This is a genomic window from Lactobacillus xujianguonis (genome assembly GCF_004009905.1).
Taxonomy (GTDB): domain Bacteria; phylum Bacillota; class Bacilli; order Lactobacillales; family Lactobacillaceae; genus Lactobacillus; species Lactobacillus xujianguonis.
Window position 1 is genome coordinate 1 of the sequence record NZ_ML136882.1, and the last position, 17,573, is coordinate 17,573.

Consider the following 17,573-nt stretch of genomic DNA (forward strand, 5'->3'; position numbering starts at 1 on the left):
ATTATAAAACTAAGCTTACAAAAATTATAGATTTGCAGGCTTATTTGTCATACTTTCGTTTAAAAATAAATCGACACAATTTTAATTAAGTCGTTAAATTATACAAAATAATAAAGCAAAACATACGATGATGCTTGACTTTACGTAGAAAAAATGCATCACAAAACCCGTCCTTGCAACTAATGCAAGGGCGGGTTCTATTGTGTCTAATAATTAATTTTTCTTATCTTCTTTTTTCAATTGGTCAGCCAAGTTAAGAATGTATTTACGTAAAGCATCCTTAGTTTCAGGGTGGGTTAAACCATATTCAATCGAAGTTTCAAGGTAACCTTCCTTGTTACCAACGTCATGACGCTCACCAGTGAAGACGTGGGCAAAGACGCGTTGAGTCTTGTTCAAAGTATCAATGGCATCAGTTAATTGAACTTCACCACCACGACCTGGTTTTTGGGTTTCCAAAATCCCGAAAATTTCAGGTGTTAATAAATAGCGGCCAATAATTGCTAAATCACTTGGTGCCTTATCAATGTCAGGCTTTTCTACAAATGACTTAACGTTATAAAGGTTAGGTGAGATTTGACTTTCTGGATCAATGACCCCGTACTTAGAAACTTCCTTGTGAGGAACCTTCATTACTGAGATCGTTGAAGCATGTGTCTTATCGTAATCGTTGATTAACTGCTTAGTCAACGGAATCTCGTCCTTCATCAAGTCGTCACCTAACATAACGACAAATGGTTCGTTAGCTACAAAGCTACGTGCTCGATAAATCGCATCCCCTAAACCAGCTGGGTGTGGTTGACGAGTGTAGTAAAGGTTAACTCCTAAGTCAGTGATATCTTGCGTTAACTTAAGTAGCTTAGTCTTACCAGTCTGCTTCAAGTCTTGTTCAAGTTCTGGGTTAGCGTCGAAGTGGTCTTCAATTGACCGCTTGGCCTTCCCCGTTACGATTAAGATGTCTTCAATTCCAGACTTCTTAGCTTCTTCAACGATAAATTGAATAGTTGGTTTATCAACGATTGGTAACATTTCCTTTGGCATAGCCTTAGTTGCAGGCAAAAAACGTGTACCTAAACCAGCTGCAGGAATAACTGCTTTTCTAACTTTCATTTATATATTTACTCTTTCCCATTTCAAAAATAACTTTAAACCCATTATACCAGATCATGGCCCGGATTATTTGAAAGAAATTTTAATTGGACTATTGTGCTACTCTGTCTTGCTTTCACAGAATTTTCATGAAGATTAGCTTTTGGTAAAAATAATTGTTTAGTTATCAGATAATTCGCTTATCTGAATGTGAGATGTTAGAATGAAAGTGTTGAAACCGGTTTACTTATTTTCTTAGGGAGAAGGATTTCGCAATGAAGAAAATTATTAATAATCCGCATGATGTCGTGCCAGAAATGGTTAACGGGATGGTTAGATCATATCCGCAAATTATTGAAAAAATTCCTGGTACTGAAGCCGTCGTTCGGGCTGACAAGGAATCAATGAAAGGTAAAGTTGGCATTGTTAGTGGTGGTGGCTCAGGCCATGAGCCCACTCACGCTGGTTATGTTGGTAAAGGGATGCTGAGCGCCGCTGTTTGTGGTCAAGTTTTCACTTCCCCAACTCCTGACCAAATTTACGCTGCAATTAAGGCAGTTGATCAAGGAAAAGGTGTGTTCTTAGTAGTGAAGAATTATTCTGGGGATGTCATGAACTTTGACATGGCCAAGGATTTAGCTGCGATGGACAATATTGAAGTCAAGAACATTGTTGTTGACGATGATATTGCTGTTGAAAATAGTACTTTCACGCAAGGTCGTCGCGGAGTAGCAGGCACCATCTTTATGCATAAGATTTTAGGTGCTGCTGCCCAAGAAGGAGCTAGCCTTGATGAAATCGATGCTTTAGCTAAAAAAGTTTTGCCAAATATCAAAACGATTGCGGTTGCTTTATCAGCTGCCACTAATCCAGAAGTAGGTAAGCCAGGCTTTGTCTTAAAAGAAGACGAAATTGAATATGGTGTAGGTATTCACTCAGAACCAGGTTATCGCCGTGAAAAGATCAAACCTTCTAAGGAACTAGTTGAAGAATTAGTTGGTAAATTAAATGACGAAATGCATCTTGATGGCAATAAGAAGTACGCCTGCCTAGTTAACGGCATGGGTGCTACGCCACTTATGGAGCAATATATTTTTGCCAACGATGTTTTGAATAAGTTGGACGAATTTAAGATTACGCCTGCCTTTATGAAGGTTGGCAACTACATGACTTCAATTGATATGGCCGGAATTTCTTTAACTTTGTTTGAGATCCAAGACGATAAGTGGCTCGACTATTTGAATTATCCAGTAACCACCATTGGTTGGTAGAAAGGATTTAAGCGATGACATTAACAGTTGATACATTAACAGTTTGGATGGATAAATTTGGTAATAAAATTGGTGAAAACAAGCAATATTTGAGTGACTTGGACACGCCAATTGGTGACGGTGACCACGGTTTTAACATGGATCGTGGGATGACGGCCGTTAAAGAAAAGTTAAGTAGCAAGCCTGAGAATGTGACTGATGGTTTGAAGAATATCGCCATGGCTTTAATTTCAACCGTTGGTGGTGCTTCAGGTCCACTTTATGGGACAGCTTTTTTGGAAATGGCCAAAAAGAGTAGTTCAACCACTGATCTAGGTGAATTATTAGACGCTGCCTTAAAAGGAATTGAAATGCGTGGCGGCGCTAATCCAGGTGACAAGACGATGGTCGATGTCTGGGATAAATTAGTTCCAGAAGTTAAGGATGGGACTTTAACTGAGGATAAAATTACGGCAGCCGTGGAAGCAACTAAAGATATGGTGGCTAAAAAAGGTCGGGCATCGTACTTAGGTGAACGTTCTAAAGGTCATATTGACCCAGGTTCACAATCAAGTGGCTACTTATTTGAAGCAATGCTGGAAACGGAGGGCTTATTATGAGCTACGGCCTAACGATCGTTTCTCATGTCCCAGAGATTGCGGAAGGCTTGCCTAAATTATTAAAGCAAGTGGCGAAGGATGTGCCAATGACCACCGCTGGTGGCACTAATGATGGCGAAATTGGGACTAGCATGGAAAAAATCATGAAAGCCTTTGAAGATAATGCCGCTAATGAAATTTTGGCTTTTTATGATCTAGGCAGTGCCAAAATGAATCTTGAAATGGCGATGGAAATGAGCACTAAAAAAGTGCACTTATATGACACGGCTTTAATTGAAGGAGTCTATACTGCTGCTTCTCTTCTACAAGCTGGCGTTGGCCTAGATGAAGTTGAAGCGCAACTGAAACCATTAACAATTAAGGATTAACTAGAAAGAGGTTTACAATGTCTGGTTTTATTGGTGAATTTTTCGGCACCATGGTGTTGATTGTCCTAGGAGTAGGCTGCGGTGCAGCAATTAATTTGAAAAAGTCTTACGCTAAAGGCTCTAACTGGATGTTTGTGGCTTTAGCTTGGGGTATGGCAGTTACCTTTGGGGTATATGTGGCTGCTCACTTAGGTTCAGAAGGTCACTTGAACCCTGCTGTAACTTTAGGCTTTGCCTGCTTTGGCTTTTTCCCTTGGCAAGAAGTCTTGCCTTATTTACTTGGGCAATTCTTGGGTGCTTTTGTGGGAGCAGCGATTGTGATTGTGCAATACTACCCACACTTTAGAGTAACGACTCCCCCTGAAGAAGGTAATCAAGTAGGAATTTTTGCGACTGAACCGGCAATTAGAAATGGTGTCTTTAACTTCTTAAGTGAAATGATTGCCACCTTTATCTTTGTATTTACTTTACTTAACTTAGGCGACTTTGATAAAGGGCTAAAACCAATTGCTGTTGGATTATTAATTATGGTTGTTGGTCAAGCTCTCGGTGGCACAACTGGCTTTGCTTTGAACCCAGCTCGTGACTGGTCACCACGGTTGGCTTACACAATTTTGCCAGTACCTAATAAGTCAGGTGCTGACTGGGCTTATGCTTGGGTACCAATGGTAGGACCAATTGTCGGCGGCATTTTAGCTGGTGGTTTGCAAAGATTGTTACTATAAAAATAAGCGAATAAAAATCGTCCAGAACGTTCTTGTTCTGGACTTTTTCAATATACAAAATTGAGCAAAATAGCCTGTAAAAGCTTATCATTAAACAATCAAAGAAAAAGAAAGATAAGCATGAAAGAAAGAGTTACTATAAAATCATTTGATTTTGTTAAAAAAGTACGAAGTTTGATTTTTTACATGGCATTCTTCCGAATAGTGAAACTACAGACAACAGTTTGGATCTTTACGATACCTTGGTAGGAGAAAATACGCAAAGTATTTTTTATCTATATGCTCAAGCAGATTATTCAGCAGCCTCTAGACAATTAGCAACTCTAAGTAATTTATTGTTAGATGAGCTTTATAATTGTGATCCAATTTTACGCTTGACTCAGAAAGATTGGCTAACTTGGAATCAATTAGATTATCGCTTAAAGGTGCAAACTTTGGCGAAGTGGAATTTAGTTGATGCTGGGATGCAGGAAAAATTATTAAATGAAGGACGCAGTGACTTATATACTGAGCGCGGAGTAGCCCGAAAAATTGTTGATTTTTATCATTTGTTACGCAGTTTTACTCGGCGCTATGATCCGGATGCTTTGCCGGTTAGGAAAACGGGTAATTTTTTCAAGAATAAGAAGTTAACTGCCGAATTAGTGCAAAGTGATTGGCAACTGCCACAAGAAAATCAGCAAGATTATGAGCAATTGTTAGCGCAATTTCAAACAGTCCATTATCAAAATCGGTGGCATTTTTTCTGGCCAGAATATTTAAGTGCCCTGGTGATCTTTTTACTGTTGGCGTGGCTGATTCAGATTCCTATTCATTACCAAATATTGGGTGTGCTAGCTGAAGTGATCGTGATGGGAATTGATAGTGGTTATCAGTGGTATCGACAGCGACAGATTGGTAAACAGCAAAGAGCTTTGAAGCAGCAGCAACAAAAGTTAGTTACAGATTACCAAGCTTTAACTAAGCAAAAAGAAAAAATACTACAAGAAATTAATGGCCAGCAATATCCGTACCCGTTTTATCCGCATGGCTTGCAGAAGTTTCAGTTAGAAAAGACTAACAATGGTCCAATTGTTGTTCGGCGCTTGTATCAATGGCAAGTGCTGCGGGAGCAGTTAGTTTATGATGAAACCAGACGTTTAATGCGTCGGGATGAATTCTCTTCAGTGGCGCCAATTAGGTTGATGATTGATAAGCAGCAGCAGCGTTTTCTTTTGTTAGCTGGTGAAAAAATCCCAGTAGCTGATTATCAAGCAAGTTGAGCAGCAAGTTTTTGACGTGCAAAAACGGCTGCAGCAGCTGATGAAAGAAATCAAGCGCCTGCAATATTTGCCAATTTCACCGTGGTTTAAACCGGAAGTTTTGCGTGATGATGTGGCCTTAGCTATGATTCAGACGGTCAATTGAATGAAGCACTGTTTGAAACGATTGATTCACTGAAAGAAGTGACTATTTTTGCTGGTAAAACAAAGCATCACGCCTTTTTACAATTAGGCAAACGCCTAATTGCTGGAGCAGAATTGATCAAAAAGAGTGTTTCATTAACAGAAAAGAAGAGTTTAATTGAAGTTAAACATGAAGAACGTCGACGAAATCATTACCGAAAACGCCAAGCTAATCGACCAGCAACATCAGACAATAAAAAACGCGCAGATTCAGCTTAAGCAAGAAAAAGCTGAATTTGAGCAGCAAATGGCTAATTTAAAAGGTGAAAAGCGCGGCCGGTTGTTGCGAATGATGGTCATTTTAATGGTGGGGTTAGTAGTCGCAGTTATCAGCTGGTATTTTGGTAATTAAGAGTTGCTTTTTTAGCTAGAATTGGTAGGCTAAATGAAAAGAAAAGGATAGGGTGAAATCATGGCCAAAAAGAAAATGCCAAAAAGGCATCATAAATGGGAATTTATCTTATTACTAGTAATTGCACTGGGCGCTTTTTATACTTGGGGCAAACTCCACTATCAACGTGACCACCAAATTAACCGCATGGTGGCAGAATTGCAACAACCTAAGGCTGATATTACTAGTTATATTGTGCCAAGTAATCCTGATATTGAGGTAAATCGTAAGACTTTAGAGCCATTGCAAGCTTATTTTAAAGAAAATAAAACCGTCGCTAAGCGTTTGGCACGGGATTTAAAAGCGCATAATGGTAACGGGCAAATTGGCTTAATCCGGTCAGGGCGTTACTTTTTACTTTTTCCAAAATATCAATTGCGCGTTGAAGTCTACCATCCTCAAGTTAAGAGTAACCACCTTCATTCACAATTAACGGTTAATGGTAAAAATTTAGGCAAGATGGATGGGGCTGATAATGACTTTTATCAAGATCTAGGTTTGGTTTTCCCTGGGCGGTATCATTTGGCAGTTAAGACGAAAGTGCAAGGTCGTAAGTTAACGGCAGATTCCATCACTAATATTTGGTCGAACCGCACCGTCAACATGATGATTAAGACGGGAACTTTCCAGATTCGTAGTGTGCCAAAGGGAATAGTTTATATTAATGATCATCGAGCTAAAAAACTAGATGACAATGGTCAAGCTACTTTTAAGAATTATCCTTTGGCTAAGGGGATGGAATTATTTATTCAAACTTCTTATGCTGGGCGCAAGATTCGTTCTGAGAAGGTCAAGAACCTGGCTACAGCTATCAATCCTTCATTTAGTCGCAGTGATGATAATGTGAGTGATTATGGCAATGCGCCAGCTTATAATGGAAATGAAAAGGATGCAGTCTATCAAGATGTGGAAGGTGACTACATCGTTAACCCCCACTGGCCCGGCTTGGTTGATCAAGCTGAAGCTGCTAAAATTTTGGCGGCAAATTATTTAAAGGCTGATCATGATAGCTTTGAAAAGGGCAAGGATAATGACAGTTTTAAGCTCTTGAAAAAGCAGAATAAAGTGTTTGCCAAAGGCAAAAAGAAGTTAAAGGTAAAAGTCAAAATTACGCAGATTTTACCGGCAGGCAAGAACTATAGCTTGGTTAATCATCAAGTAATTTATCGCTATCGCGGCCATCATCATAAAAGAGTGAAGAAGACTGTGCAATATAAAAATGCAATGTTCCATCAGGTAAAGGATCAGGGTCAGTTAATTGAAAAGTTAGGAACCAAAATTGTAGGGAGAAGATAGGTTTAATAAAATAGTGAGTATCTAAACGTTCAGTAATTTTTCATCATGTCTTAAAACACCTCTTTGTAATACATTTTGGCAAAAGTTACATAAAGAAAAATGGCTTCATTGAAGAAGCCATTTTTTAGTACTTAAATATTTTTTTGATGCGGCTAACCAAGCCGCGTTTTTTCTTTTTATTAGCAAGTAGTTGTTTGGCCTGCATGACATTTTCTTCATTGGCAGTTTGAGCTTTATTTTTAACTGGTCTAAAGCGACCAGTTTTATTTTCCAAAGCTTCCATCATCATATCAGGTCGCAAGTAGTGTAAATGTTTGTCTTCATAAGAATTAATGAGGAAAACAAGGATGTCATTTACTGCGCATAGAACATGCCAAGCTTGCTCTTTAGTGAAGTGATAATGAATATCATGTACAGCTTCGTTACCCATGCGGCGCACTTCGTCAATCAAGTTAAAGATGCTCAATGGATAATTCAGATTCTCTCTGAGGAAGTTACTATCACTGCGCAAATTTCGATGGTCACCATTGTGCAGAGGATAGTAGCGATTCAAATTTTCCCATTTAAAAATTGCTTTAACGACTGTTTCAATTAACAAACGTGCATTGATCACGACATCCCGATAATCGTCAATTTCATAGAGCTTAGCCAGTCTAGCAGCGCTATCATACTGCTCTTTTAATAAAGAATCATCTTTTAAAAAATCAAAATTTATTTTAATCATAGTTGAGATTTTCTATAAATGCATCTTGTTGTAAGCAGTAACCTTCATTTCACCCGTACTGTTCATAGTCATAATAGTGATAGAAGCATTTTTGGGACCAGGAACAAGGGGAATGTTATCTCCAAAACGAGACCAAATACTACGAATAGTAAAGCCGTGTATTACTAATAAAATATTTTCAGCTCCATCTAATTCGCTGATCAGGTTAAAACCTTTATTCAAACGATCCCAATATTCCTTAGCATCTTCGGCATCATGATACGGATCAGCTTCTTTAATCCAATCTTTAATTGTATCGATTTTTTCTTGGGCAAACATTTCTTGGCGGGTATTATAGCCGTGCGCTCCACCAATCATTCGCCAGGCCATTTCTGAATCTAAACCTTCAAAGTAACCATAGAATTGTTCCCTGAAAAATGGTGAAGCTAAATGTTGTATTTCATTATGGTTGGTATTGTGCTTAATAATGATGTCACAAGTTTCGCTAGCTCGCTTTAAGTCACTAGATAGAGCAATGTCAAAAGGAACGTCTTTTAAAGCTTTACCAGCTTCTTTTGCGCCTGTGATTCCAGCTTCAGTTAATGGGGTGTCGCACCAGCCTTGCATTTTATTGTAACGATTAATATAAGTTTGCCCATGGCGGACAATGTAAATTCTCTTCATTTCTTTATTATTACTCCCTACTTGTCAAAAATACATCACTCTCATTTTAACTAAAAAATCCTTATTTTTATATAGCTTAATCTTCATTGTAAAGTTTTTTAACTGCTTCAATATCAATGGGTTGAATTGTATAAAATGAGCCTTTGGGATACATAACTGAGACACCATTGTTATGGCTCAAACCAATTGCATGTCCTAGTTCATGCTCTGCTGTGTTAACAACGCGATTATAGCTGTAACCATAGAAGACGTTTTGTAAATAAAAACGATTTAGATTAACTGTAGCTTTTAATAAGTGACCTGTTGCTAGATTATAGCTAGTTGAAGTTTCACCAGCAGCACTTGTATTACTTTCATCGACAGCTTTGACTATAATTTGAGCAGCTTTTGCATTATTAACTTGTTTAAAAGTAAAAGCTCCAGTTCGATTCCATAGACTAATTGCATCAAGAGTAGCTGAACGCAAAAGATGGTTATTGTTTAAATCAACATAGATTGTTGCCTCTGGCTTAGACCATCTGTCTGTTACTGCTTTTTTTCCAGTTGTAGCTTGGTCAGTTTGGTCAGGATCACTTAACTTGGGTGGGGCTAAATTCCCAGTTGTGACAATTTGGGACAGTCGTTGATGCAAAGTTTGAAGTGAATCATTTGTAGCTATACGTACATTGGGACTGGTTTGATAAAACCAAATACCAAAGAAAATAATTCCCAGAAAAATAATATTTTGTAGAAAATGGAAAAAGTGTTTCATTTAAATTATCAACTCCACGTTCAAAATTATAAGCATCTTCTCTAAAGAATGCATGAATTTTAGCTTAATTTTTGTTAGCGCAAAGTCCCTAAATTGTAACCGCTATCGAATTCGTGCTAAAATAGTAGGCAGCTTTTTTAGAAAATAGGTGACTTAGATGATAAAAGCGACCGAAGAAAAACAAGAAGAACAAAAACATCTTGATCATGTTATGAATTTGATCAAGACGAAAGAAAAAGACTTAAAAAAATCAATTAAAACCGTTGAAGGTGAAGCACGAGAATTAAATTCTCACTTCTTTGATGATGTGAAGCTCGACTATGATGGCTATTCAACTTCTATGGAAACCGCGCTTTCCATTCACCAGCAACAACAATTATTAAGTGAGCGTGAACACGACTGGCAACACTCAGTGAAGCAATTAGCAACGATTGAACGTTTAGAGAAGAGTCCATATTTTGCCCGAGTTGATTTTAAAGAAAATGATCAAGCAGAACCGGAGACCATTTATATTGGTTTAGGCTCTTTTGCAGATGAAAATGATCACTTCTTAATTTACGATTGGCGGGCACCAATTTCTTCGATTTATTATGATGGAAAACTAGGTGAGGTTTCTTACAATTCTCCTGAGGGTAAAATTACCGTTGACATGACCAAGAAGCGGCAATTTATGATTAAAGATGGTAAGATCGTGAACATGTTTGATACCAACGAATCCATCGGTGATCAAATGCTGCTAGAAGTTTTATCTGAAAAATCCAGTACCCAAATGAAGTCGATCGTGACGACGATCCAGCAAGAGCAGAATAAGATTATCCGTAATACTAGTGCGGAATTACTCTTCGTTCAAGGGGCTGCCGGTTCTGGTAAGACGAGTGCAATCTTACAACGAATTGCTTTCTTGCTTTATCGTTATCGTGGTAATTTGACTTCAAGCGATGTGATCATGTTCAGTCCGAACCAATTGTTTAATGACTATATCAAGAATGTTCTGCCTGAAATGGGCGAACAGAATATGGTACAAATGACTTATTGGCAATTTGTTTCTCGGCGTCTGCCAGGGATGCAAGTTGAAAACTTATTTAAGCAATTCGAGGATCAAACGGCAGATACGGCTACTAGTCAATTTAAGGATTCGGTCAATTTCTTCAACTTGGTGACGCGTTATGCCAAGCATTTAAATCAGCGTGGAGTAATTTTTAAAAATATTTATTTCCGGGACAAGAAGAAACCATATTTTGCTAAGGATAAAATCCAAGAAATTTATTATTCTTTCAATCAAAATTATAAGTTGGCTAATCGAATTGATGCTACTCGTGAAGAATTAATCAAGATGCTTAACCGTAAGATTGCGCCAGAAGTACGAAAGAGTTGGGTTTCTCAAGCTATTGAAAGTTTAAGTAAAAAGCAATTGAATGAATTGTATGATCGTCCTGATCAGGAATTTGCTTCAGAAGCAGAAGAAGAGAAATTCCTAGGGCGCAAGATCGTTTTCAAGGCCTTGCAACCAGTCTTTGAAAAGATTCGCCACAATAACTTTATTAATATGCGGGCACAATATTTGAGTTTCTTACGCGCAGTTCCTAAGATGACTGATTTAAGTAAGTGGCAGATTGATGAAACTACTTGGGCTAAGCATGTGGAAGAAGTGAAAGATAGCTTTAGAAATCACGATATCCATATGAATGATGTTTCTGCTTACCTTTACTTGTATGATCTTTTAACCGGTCGGCGGGCAAACTTTGAAATGCGCTATGTCTTTATTGATGAAATCCAGGATTATACGCCATTCCAACTCGCTTATTTAAAATATAATTTCCCACGGGCCAAATTCACGATGCTCGGTGACTTAAACCAAGCAATTTTTACTAAAGACGAAAGTCGCAGCTTGCTTAAGCAGATTTCGAGTTTGTTTGATCCGAAAAAGACTGACGTGGTGCAATTGACCAAGTCTTATCGTTCAACTAAGGAAATCACTGATTTTACCAAGCAGATTTTGCGGCAGGGAGAAAAGATCGAGGCTTTCAACCGTCAAGGTCCTAAGCCTGCTATTTGGGGCCGGGAAAATGATAGTGAGGCAATTAAAGCCTTGCAAGGAATTTTGCAAAATAATGATCAACAGAAATTCACTACCGCGATTATTACTAAAGATTTAGCTAGTGCCAAGTTTGTTCATGAGGAATTAGCTAAGATGGGGCAAAAGACTAATTTGATTGCTACTGCTAATCAGCGTTTAGTTGCTGGTGACTTGGTTGTGCCTTCATATTTAGCTAAAGGACTTGAATTTGATGCAGTTATTATGTGGGATGCTTCTAAGAAGACTTACCACAAGCTGGATGAAACGCAATTGGTTTACACGATTACTTCAAGAGCGATGTATAAGCTAGATTTGGTTTACACTGGTGAAAAGAGTCCACTTTTACCAAGTGATGGTAAAACTTATGACGAAAAGTAAGTGTAAAAAGATTGACACAAATTTAAACTCAAGCTATTATTAAATCAATGTGATCAACAACTTAGAACAGAAGAAGTAGCCTAAGCGCAATTAATAGAGAGTCTTTGTTGGTGGAAATAAGATAATCGCTTAAGTGAAAACACGTCTGTGAGTTGGCTCCTTGAAATTAGTAGAGAGGTCCGGGGTGAGCCCGTTATAGCTGAAGGTTTATTAACAAACTTAGTAAGATAGTTAATGTGAGTTAACTATGAACATGAGGTGGAACCGCGGATCTTCATATTCGCCCTCTTAGGCCCAATTGGTCTAGGAGGGCTTTTATTTTTGTTAATAAACCTCATGAGGTAGTAGTTCGTGAGGATTACTATGAGATTGAGGTGGAACCACGTTGAGGCGTCCTCTTGAGTGAAAACTCAAGCAGGGCGCCTTTTTGATAAAAAAAGCAGGTGAACTAATGGAATACGTAGGACAAATTATGCCAGCATTACTTGCTGGAACATGGATGACAGTGCGCATTTTCTTTTGGACATTAATTCTAGCCTTACCGCTAGGGATGTTAGTTTCCTTAGGAGAAATGAGCAAAATTAAGCCTTTGAAATGGTTGGTCGAATTTTATGTGTGGATTATGCGGGGCACGCCGTTACTATTGCAATTGATTTTTGTTTTTTATGGCTTGCCCATTTTACATATCGTTTTTCCGCGTTATCAAGCAGCGCTGTTAGCTTTTGTCTTAAACTATGCGGCATATTTTGCGGAGATTTTCCGTGGAGGTTTACAGTCAATCAGTGAAGGACAATATGAAGCTGCCTTAGTCTTGCGTTTAAGCCGCTGGCAGACGATGAGTAAAATTATTATTCCACAAGTGGTTAAAATCGTTTTACCATCAATCTTCAACGAAGTGATTAATTTGATTAAGGATTCATCATTAGTGTATGTTATCGGCTTAGGTGATTTATTGCGGGCTGGTAATGTTGCCATGGCGCGAGATGTAACCTTAGTGCCGCTCTTATTAGTCGGTGTGATTTATTTAGCAATGATTAGTCTTTGTGCCTTAGCGCAAAAGAAGATTGAAAAACACTATAGCTATTACAGATAGAGGTGGAGAAGAATGCTAGAAGTTAAAAAGTTAGCTAAAGCCTTTAATGGCAGACAAATTTTAAAGAACATTTCTTTTACCTTAAATGATGGCGATATTTTGACAATTGTGGGCCCATCTGGTGCTGGAAAAACCACTTTATTGCGCATTATTGCTGGCTTAGAAACAAAAAGCTCTGGTGAAATCTTAATTGATGGTAAGGAGCCAACTTCTGGACAAGTGGGAGTTGTTTTTCAGGACTTCAATTTATTTCTTAATTTAAGTGTTTTAGCCAATATTACTTTAGCGCCACAATTAGTGCTAAAAGAAAGTGACCGGGAAGCTAAAAAGCAGGCCTTAGACTTATTAAAACAACTGCAAATGACAGGTCATGAAGCGCAATATCCTTACCAACTATCTGGGGGACAAAAACAACGGGTCGCAATTGCGCGAGCCTTGGCGATGAAACCGAAAATTTTATGCTACGATGAGCCGACTAGTGCCTTAGATCCAGAATTACGCCAAGAAGTAGAGAAAATGATTTTAGGTTTGAAAAAAACCGGCTTAACGCAATTAATCATTACCCATGATTTAACTTTTGCAGAAAATGTTGCCGATCAAGTATTGCGGGTTAAGCCACTAAGTGAGGGCTAATTATGAAGAAAAAAGTAAGCCTTTTAGCCATCTTATTGTTGGTAGTATTAACTGTTACTGCTTGCCAAAATCGAACTCAAAATAATACTTGGCAAAGAGTAGAGCAGAAGAAGGAAATTGTTGTCGGACTAGATGATTCTTTTGTGCCGATGGGTTTTGTCAAAAAGAATGGCCAGTTAACGGGTTATGACATTGATTTAGCTCGTGAAGTATTTAAGCAATATGGAATTAAAGTCAATTTTCAAACAATTGATTGGTCAATGAATGCGACCGAATTACGCAATGGCACAATTGATTTAATTTGGAATGGTTATAGTATTACTAAACAGCGCCAGCGTAAAGTTGCCTTCAGTATTCCTTACTTGCGCAACGGTCAGGTATTAGTAGTTAAAAAACAAAGTCAGATTCATTCTTTTAAGCAAATGAAGAATAGAATTTTAGGAATGCAGACTGGATCAACGGCTGAGCAATGGTATGAAGGAAAGCAGAAAGTATTACATGCCAAGCAGACTATTTTGTATGATCAAATTCCGAATGCTTTTTTAGATTTGAATGCCAACCGGATACAAGGAATTTTGCTTGATGAAGTTTATGCCAACTATTATATTAAGCATATGGCGCATCAAGAAGATTATGTTGTGTTAACGAATCCTAAGGTTCCCGCTGACTTATTTGCTGTCGGGATGCGCAAAGGTGATCATGAATTAAAAGAAAAAATTGACCAAGCCTTGCGTCACTTGCAAGCGGATGGTCAATTAAGACGACTAAATGAAAAATGGTTTGGCCGTAATAGTAATTATTTGGGGAAATAATGTGGAAAAAGTTGGACAATTTTTAATTAAAACAGTTGATGAAATGACTGGCCGGGAAGTTTTCTGTGTCGAACGACTGCGTTCTGAGGTCTTTGTCAGTGAACAGAAGATAACTTTACCGGAATTAGACGATATTGATTTACACGCTTGGCAGGTCTTTTTATTAAATGAAGAAAAGACTGATGCTCTGTCAACTTGCCGGATTTTTCAAGATCAAAAGTTAGGCTGGATGCTTGGGCGGGTAGCTGTTAATAAGACTACTCGTGGACAGCATTTAGGCAGTCAAATGTTGCAAGCTGTGCATAAGCTGTTGATAAGTCGTAATGTTGAGACTCTTTCATGTCATGCACAAATATCAGCCAAGCCATTTTATGATCAACTCGGTTATCAAGTTGTGGGTGACGTCTTTGATGAAGGCGGCGTTGAGCATGTAATGATGACGAAGAAGTTAGGCTAAGCCTAGCTTTTTTAATTTGGTTAGAATTACTGGAGTAAGCAAATCTAGTAGTAATTGATTGCCGCAATCGGTGAGGTGGAGGTTATCTTCTTGATAAATTTGGTCAAGTACCTGCTTATTTTTACCGTTAGTGATTTGGCTTAAATTTACAAATGGACAATGATTTTCTTGGGCTAAGTTTTGGGCAATGTGGATATTGTTGTTGATAGTTTGAAAATCGAAGAAATTATTCGCTTCTTTGGGATGCCAAGGACCAACAATAATGCATTTTTCTGGGGTAAAAAAGTGGATCATGGTGGATAAATTCTGGCGATAACTCTCAGAGCTGATGCCCCAAGCAGAGGAATCGTTGGTGCCGTATTCAATAACTACTAAGTCAGAATTAGGGTCGACTTGGTCAAGCAGATCAAGTCCTTCAACAGTCGTGGCTCCACTTCTTGAAATGTTTTCCACTTGTGCATAAGAAGCTAGGCGTGCTTGCAGGCCGTCAGTAATTAAAGTGGTATTGCATCGTTTACGAAAGCCATTAAAAAGGGAATCACCGAATAAGGTTATCTTGGTCATAAATTTTCTCCTTGTAGTATATAATGAGAATACAGAGTGAATTTGAAAAGGATAGATCGATGAAAAATTACTTTAATTTTACCCGTGATGAATGGGCCGCAATTAGGCCAGTTGATCACAAGCCGGACATTACCAAAGAAGAACTCGCCCAAGTTAAATCAGTGGGGGATGTAATTGATTTAAATGATGTCCATGAAATTTATACCACTTTGATTAATTATTTGCACTTAATGTATAAGGCTAAGAGAACCGTCCAAGCTGCCCAGATTAATTTTTTACAGCAAAAGCATAAAGTGGCCCCTTTTATTATTGGGATTTCTGGTTCAGTAGCAGTGGGTAAATCAACCACTGCGCGCTTGTTGCAGCTTTTATTGAGTCGGACTTATCCAGAGTTAAAGGTGCAACTGATGACGACTGACGGTTTTCTTTATCCGAATGATGTTTTAAAACGGAAAAACTTGATGTCGCGCAAAGGCTTCCCTGAAAGCTATGATATGCAATTAATTAGTAACTTTTTGGTTGATGTTTTAAGTGGCAAAGAAGATATTGTTTATCCGCTATATTCACAAGAATTAAGTGATATTGTGCCTAATAAATTTGGACATGTAAAACGGCCAGATATTTTAATTATTGAAGGAATTAATACCCTGCAATTACCGGAAAGCGGACAAGTAGTAACTAGTGATTTCTTTGATTTTTCAATTTATATTGATGCACCAGAAGACTTGATTGAAAAATGGTACATGCAGCGTTTTGAAAAAATTATGGAGATTAACAAAAATAAGCCGGAAAACTTTTATTATGATTTGGCTAATGGTCCCCGGGATGCTGCATTGCAGTTAGCAGAGGAAACTTGGCAGATGGTGAACTTAGTTAATTTGCGGGAGTACATTGCCCCAACAAGGACGCGGGCCAGTTTGATTTTGCACAAGACCGATGGGCATTTGATTGATCAAATTTATCTGAAGAAGTTCTAGTTTGGTATACTAGATTTAGTAAAGGAGAAAAAACTGAATGGTAGAAGCAATTAAATTAAAAAAGGGTATGGTCTTTACCAAAGATGGTAAGTTAATTAAAGTGCTAAAGGCTAACCACCACAAGCCTGGTAAGGGTAACACCGTTATGCAAATGGATTTGCGTGATGTTAAGAGTGGCGCGGTTGTGCACAAGACAATGCGTCCAACTGAAAAGGTGGACTTAGTTGATTTAACTAAGAAGAGTGCACACTATCTTTATAGTGAAGGTGACCTTTACACCTTTATGGATTCGGAAACTTATGAACAATATGAAGTTCCTGCCGATGAAATTGGCGATGACAAGTATTACTTAATGCCTAATATTGAAGTACAGCTGGAATTTGCGGATGGCACTGACTTGATCGGGATTGAATTACCATCAACAGTTGCGATGACCGTTAAGGAAACTCAACCAGAAATTAAAGGTGCCACAGTAGCCGGTGGTGGTAAGCCAGCTACAATGGAAACTGGTTTAGTTGTGCAAGTGCCTGACTTCATTAAGGAAGGCGAAAAGTTAATTATCGGTACGGAAAATGGGGACTACAAGTCACGTGCTGATAGTCAACCTAGATAAAAAATAAAAAAATCCTGGAAAGCTTGGCTTTCCAGGATTTTTCATTTATCTAAAATTTCTTTTGTGACCGCATTAATGCGGAGCGTTTGAACTTCATTATCTTTAACAAGCGTGACTGTCCAAATTGGTTCATCATAATTAGTATCATATTCTAATTGCCATTCTTGCGCTTGTCCACCATTTGCGGCTTTAACTGCTAATTGACTAGCTGTTTGCCGAGAAATAAGTTTCTTTAAGTTTAATTCATTAATATCATCATTGAGGTATTCTAGGCGCAAAGTCGATTGACCAATAATTTTGTCATTAGTCGCATCAATGCGGATATTGCAATCCTTTTGTTCATCAAAGCCAGAAATCTCGTAAATGTAACTATTATTTTCGATTTTTAAACTAATGGCAGTTAATTTTGCTTGGCTATAAAGACGGTGAAAATAGGTAATTGCCTTAGTTTGACTAATTTTAAGGGCAGGAGTGTTGGTCGCAGCCAGTGGCGTAGCAGGTTCAGAATTATTTTTCTTGCTGAAGGAAAAATGCTGAACAGGTTTATTTTTGTGCATTAGGTAAATACTACTGCTACTGCCCAGCCCAATTCCTACTAGTAAAACGCCAGTGTACGTAATTATCTTTTTCATTGCTTTATCTATATC

General features: G+C 38.2%; 21 protein-coding genes and 1 other annotated feature. Of the genes, 15 read left to right on the top strand and 6 right to left on the bottom strand.

Annotated features, from left to right (window positions below):
* Positions 1-213: 213 nt before the first annotated feature.
* Positions 214-1,110: a UTP--glucose-1-phosphate uridylyltransferase GalU gene (gene galU, locus EJK17_RS05980; protein WP_103660894.1), complete on the bottom strand. Its 897-nt coding sequence runs from the start codon at positions 1,108-1,110 to the stop codon at positions 214-216.
* Positions 1,111-1,364: 254 nt separating this feature from the next.
* Between galU and dhaK the strand changes: the two genes are divergently transcribed.
* The 8 genes from dhaK to EJK17_RS06015 all read left to right on the top strand — a co-directional run bounded on the left by dhaK (position 1,365) and on the right by EJK17_RS06015 (position 7,184).
* Positions 1,365-2,360: a dihydroxyacetone kinase subunit DhaK gene (gene dhaK / locus EJK17_RS05985; RefSeq protein WP_103660893.1), complete on the top strand. Its 996-nt coding sequence runs from the start codon at positions 1,365-1,367 to the stop codon at positions 2,358-2,360.
* 14 nt (positions 2,361-2,374) lie between these two features.
* On the top strand, positions 2,375-2,959 hold the full coding sequence (gene dhaL / locus EJK17_RS05990; RefSeq protein ID WP_103660892.1) for a dihydroxyacetone kinase subunit DhaL: 585 nt from the start codon (positions 2,375-2,377) through the stop codon (positions 2,957-2,959).
* Positions 2,956-3,327 (top strand): dihydroxyacetone kinase phosphoryl donor subunit DhaM, encoded by a 372-nt coding sequence (gene dhaM / locus EJK17_RS05995; protein ID WP_103660891.1) that lies wholly within the window; start codon positions 2,956-2,958, stop codon positions 3,325-3,327. Before dhaL ends, dhaM begins: the two co-directional genes overlap by 4 nt.
* Before the next feature lie 17 nt (positions 3,328-3,344).
* Positions 3,345-4,052: an MIP/aquaporin family protein gene (locus tag EJK17_RS06000; protein ID WP_103660890.1), complete on the top strand. Its 708-nt coding sequence runs from the start codon at positions 3,345-3,347 to the stop codon at positions 4,050-4,052.
* Positions 4,053-4,276: 224 nt separating this feature from the next.
* Complete coding sequence (locus EJK17_RS06005; protein ID WP_103660889.1) at positions 4,277-5,314, top strand: hypothetical protein; 1,038 nt, start codon at positions 4,277-4,279, stop codon at positions 5,312-5,314.
* Between the two features lie 16 nt (positions 5,315-5,330).
* Entirely contained in the window at positions 5,331-5,459 is a 129-nt protein-coding gene (locus tag EJK17_RS12015) for a hypothetical protein (RefSeq protein ID WP_255409162.1), read from the top strand.
* Positions 5,456-5,716 (top strand): hypothetical protein, encoded by a 261-nt coding sequence (locus EJK17_RS06010; RefSeq protein ID WP_127796282.1) that lies wholly within the window; start codon positions 5,456-5,458, stop codon positions 5,714-5,716. The genes EJK17_RS12015 and EJK17_RS06010 overlap by 4 nt, the downstream gene beginning before the upstream one ends.
* Positions 5,717-5,909: 193 nt before the next feature.
* Complete coding sequence (locus EJK17_RS06015) at positions 5,910-7,184, top strand: TcaA 3rd/4th domain-containing protein (protein ID WP_236629290.1); 1,275 nt, start codon at positions 5,910-5,912, stop codon at positions 7,182-7,184.
* Positions 7,185-7,308: 124 nt separating this feature from the next.
* Here EJK17_RS06015 and EJK17_RS06020 read toward each other — a convergent pair whose 3' ends face one another.
* From EJK17_RS06020 to EJK17_RS06030, 3 genes are all read right to left on the bottom strand, one after another.
* Positions 7,309-7,908: a DUF4145 domain-containing protein gene (locus EJK17_RS06020; protein WP_103660887.1), complete on the bottom strand. Its 600-nt coding sequence runs from the start codon at positions 7,906-7,908 to the stop codon at positions 7,309-7,311.
* Between the two features lie 12 nt (positions 7,909-7,920).
* Positions 7,921-8,571 (bottom strand): histidine phosphatase family protein, encoded by a 651-nt coding sequence (locus tag EJK17_RS06025; RefSeq protein WP_103660886.1) that lies wholly within the window; start codon positions 8,569-8,571, stop codon positions 7,921-7,923.
* 76 nt (positions 8,572-8,647) lie between these two features.
* Positions 8,648-9,322, bottom strand: a complete 675-nt coding sequence (locus EJK17_RS06030) for a matrixin family metalloprotease (RefSeq protein WP_103660885.1) — start codon at positions 9,320-9,322, stop codon at positions 8,648-8,650.
* Between the two features lie 157 nt (positions 9,323-9,479).
* On the opposite strand from EJK17_RS06030, the gene helD reads away from it, so the two are divergent.
* From helD to EJK17_RS06055, 5 genes are all read left to right on the top strand, one after another.
* A complete protein-coding gene (helD, locus tag EJK17_RS06035) occupies positions 9,480-11,777 on the top strand; it encodes an RNA polymerase recycling motor HelD (protein WP_103660884.1) in 2,298 nt (765 codons plus the stop codon).
* 53 nt (positions 11,778-11,830) lie between these two features.
* Positions 11,831-12,068: a binding site (T-box leader), on the top strand.
* A gap of 160 nt (positions 12,069-12,228) precedes the next feature.
* Entirely contained in the window at positions 12,229-12,870 is a 642-nt protein-coding gene (locus EJK17_RS06040; protein WP_103660883.1) for an amino acid ABC transporter permease, read from the top strand.
* Positions 12,871-12,882: 12 nt separating this feature from the next.
* Positions 12,883-13,503 (top strand): amino acid ABC transporter ATP-binding protein, encoded by a 621-nt coding sequence (locus EJK17_RS06045; protein WP_103660882.1) that lies wholly within the window; start codon positions 12,883-12,885, stop codon positions 13,501-13,503.
* 2 nt (positions 13,504-13,505) lie between these two features.
* On the top strand, positions 13,506-14,315 hold the full coding sequence (locus EJK17_RS06050; protein ID WP_103660881.1) for an amino acid ABC transporter substrate-binding protein: 810 nt from the start codon (positions 13,506-13,508) through the stop codon (positions 14,313-14,315).
* Complete coding sequence (locus tag EJK17_RS06055; protein WP_103660880.1) at positions 14,272-14,772, top strand: GNAT family N-acetyltransferase; 501 nt, start codon at positions 14,272-14,274, stop codon at positions 14,770-14,772. Before EJK17_RS06050 ends, EJK17_RS06055 begins: the two co-directional genes overlap by 44 nt.
* Here EJK17_RS06055 and EJK17_RS06060 read toward each other — a convergent pair.
* Positions 14,764-15,336 carry an SGNH/GDSL hydrolase family protein gene (locus tag EJK17_RS06060; RefSeq protein ID WP_103660879.1) on the bottom strand — a complete coding sequence of 191 codons (573 nt, stop codon included), beginning with the start codon at positions 15,334-15,336 and terminating at the stop codon, positions 14,764-14,766. The two genes, EJK17_RS06055 and EJK17_RS06060, sit on opposite strands and share 9 nt — an antisense overlap.
* 59 nt (positions 15,337-15,395) lie before the next feature.
* On the opposite strand from EJK17_RS06060, the gene coaA reads away from it, so the two are divergent.
* Both coaA and efp read left to right on the top strand, forming a co-directional pair.
* Entirely contained in the window at positions 15,396-16,313 is a 918-nt protein-coding gene (gene coaA, locus EJK17_RS06065; RefSeq protein ID WP_103660878.1) for a type I pantothenate kinase, read from the top strand.
* A gap of 37 nt (positions 16,314-16,350) precedes the next feature.
* The gene (efp, locus tag EJK17_RS06070; RefSeq protein ID WP_103660877.1) at positions 16,351-16,926 is read left to right on the top strand and encodes an elongation factor P; all 576 of its coding nucleotides are present in this window, start codon (positions 16,351-16,353) and stop codon (positions 16,924-16,926) included.
* A gap of 41 nt (positions 16,927-16,967) precedes the next feature.
* On the opposite strand, the gene EJK17_RS06075 is transcribed toward efp, so the two are convergent.
* Positions 16,968-17,558, bottom strand: coding sequence for a PepSY domain-containing protein (locus EJK17_RS06075; protein WP_103660876.1), 591 nt, complete (start codon positions 17,556-17,558; stop codon positions 16,968-16,970).
* Positions 17,559-17,573: the final 15 nt, after the last annotated feature.

Coding starts and splice junctions, on each gene's coding strand:
- galU (WP_103660894.1), bottom strand. CDS start 1,110: ATGAAAGTTAGAAAAGCAGTTATTCCTGCAGCTGGTTTAGGTACACGT.
- dhaK (WP_103660893.1), top strand. CDS start 1,365: ATGAAGAAAATTATTAATAATCCGCATGATGTCGTGCCAGAAATGGTT.
- dhaL (WP_103660892.1), top strand. CDS start 2,375: ATGACATTAACAGTTGATACATTAACAGTTTGGATGGATAAATTTGGT.
- dhaM (WP_103660891.1), top strand. CDS start 2,956: ATGAGCTACGGCCTAACGATCGTTTCTCATGTCCCAGAGATTGCGGAA.
- EJK17_RS06000 (WP_103660890.1), top strand. CDS start 3,345: ATGTCTGGTTTTATTGGTGAATTTTTCGGCACCATGGTGTTGATTGTC.
- EJK17_RS06015 (WP_236629290.1), top strand. CDS start 5,910: ATGGCCAAAAAGAAAATGCCAAAAAGGCATCATAAATGGGAATTTATC.
- EJK17_RS06020 (WP_103660887.1), bottom strand. CDS start 7,908: ATGATTAAAATAAATTTTGATTTTTTAAAAGATGATTCTTTATTAAAA.
- EJK17_RS06025 (WP_103660886.1), bottom strand. CDS start 8,571: ATGAAGAGAATTTACATTGTCCGCCATGGGCAAACTTATATTAATCGT.
- EJK17_RS06030 (WP_103660885.1), bottom strand. CDS start 9,322: ATGAAACACTTTTTCCATTTTCTACAAAATATTATTTTTCTGGGAATT.
- helD (WP_103660884.1), top strand. CDS start 9,480: ATGATAAAAGCGACCGAAGAAAAACAAGAAGAACAAAAACATCTTGAT.
- EJK17_RS06040 (WP_103660883.1), top strand. CDS start 12,229: ATGGAATACGTAGGACAAATTATGCCAGCATTACTTGCTGGAACATGG.
- EJK17_RS06045 (WP_103660882.1), top strand. CDS start 12,883: ATGCTAGAAGTTAAAAAGTTAGCTAAAGCCTTTAATGGCAGACAAATT.
- EJK17_RS06050 (WP_103660881.1), top strand. CDS start 13,506: ATGAAGAAAAAAGTAAGCCTTTTAGCCATCTTATTGTTGGTAGTATTA.
- EJK17_RS06055 (WP_103660880.1), top strand. CDS start 14,272: ATGAAAAATGGTTTGGCCGTAATAGTAATTATTTGGGGAAATAATGTG.
- EJK17_RS06060 (WP_103660879.1), bottom strand. CDS start 15,336: ATGACCAAGATAACCTTATTCGGTGATTCCCTTTTTAATGGCTTTCGT.
- coaA (WP_103660878.1), top strand. CDS start 15,396: ATGAAAAATTACTTTAATTTTACCCGTGATGAATGGGCCGCAATTAGG.
- efp (WP_103660877.1), top strand. CDS start 16,351: ATGGTAGAAGCAATTAAATTAAAAAAGGGTATGGTCTTTACCAAAGAT.
- EJK17_RS06075 (WP_103660876.1), bottom strand. CDS start 17,558: ATGAAAAAGATAATTACGTACACTGGCGTTTTACTAGTAGGAATTGGG.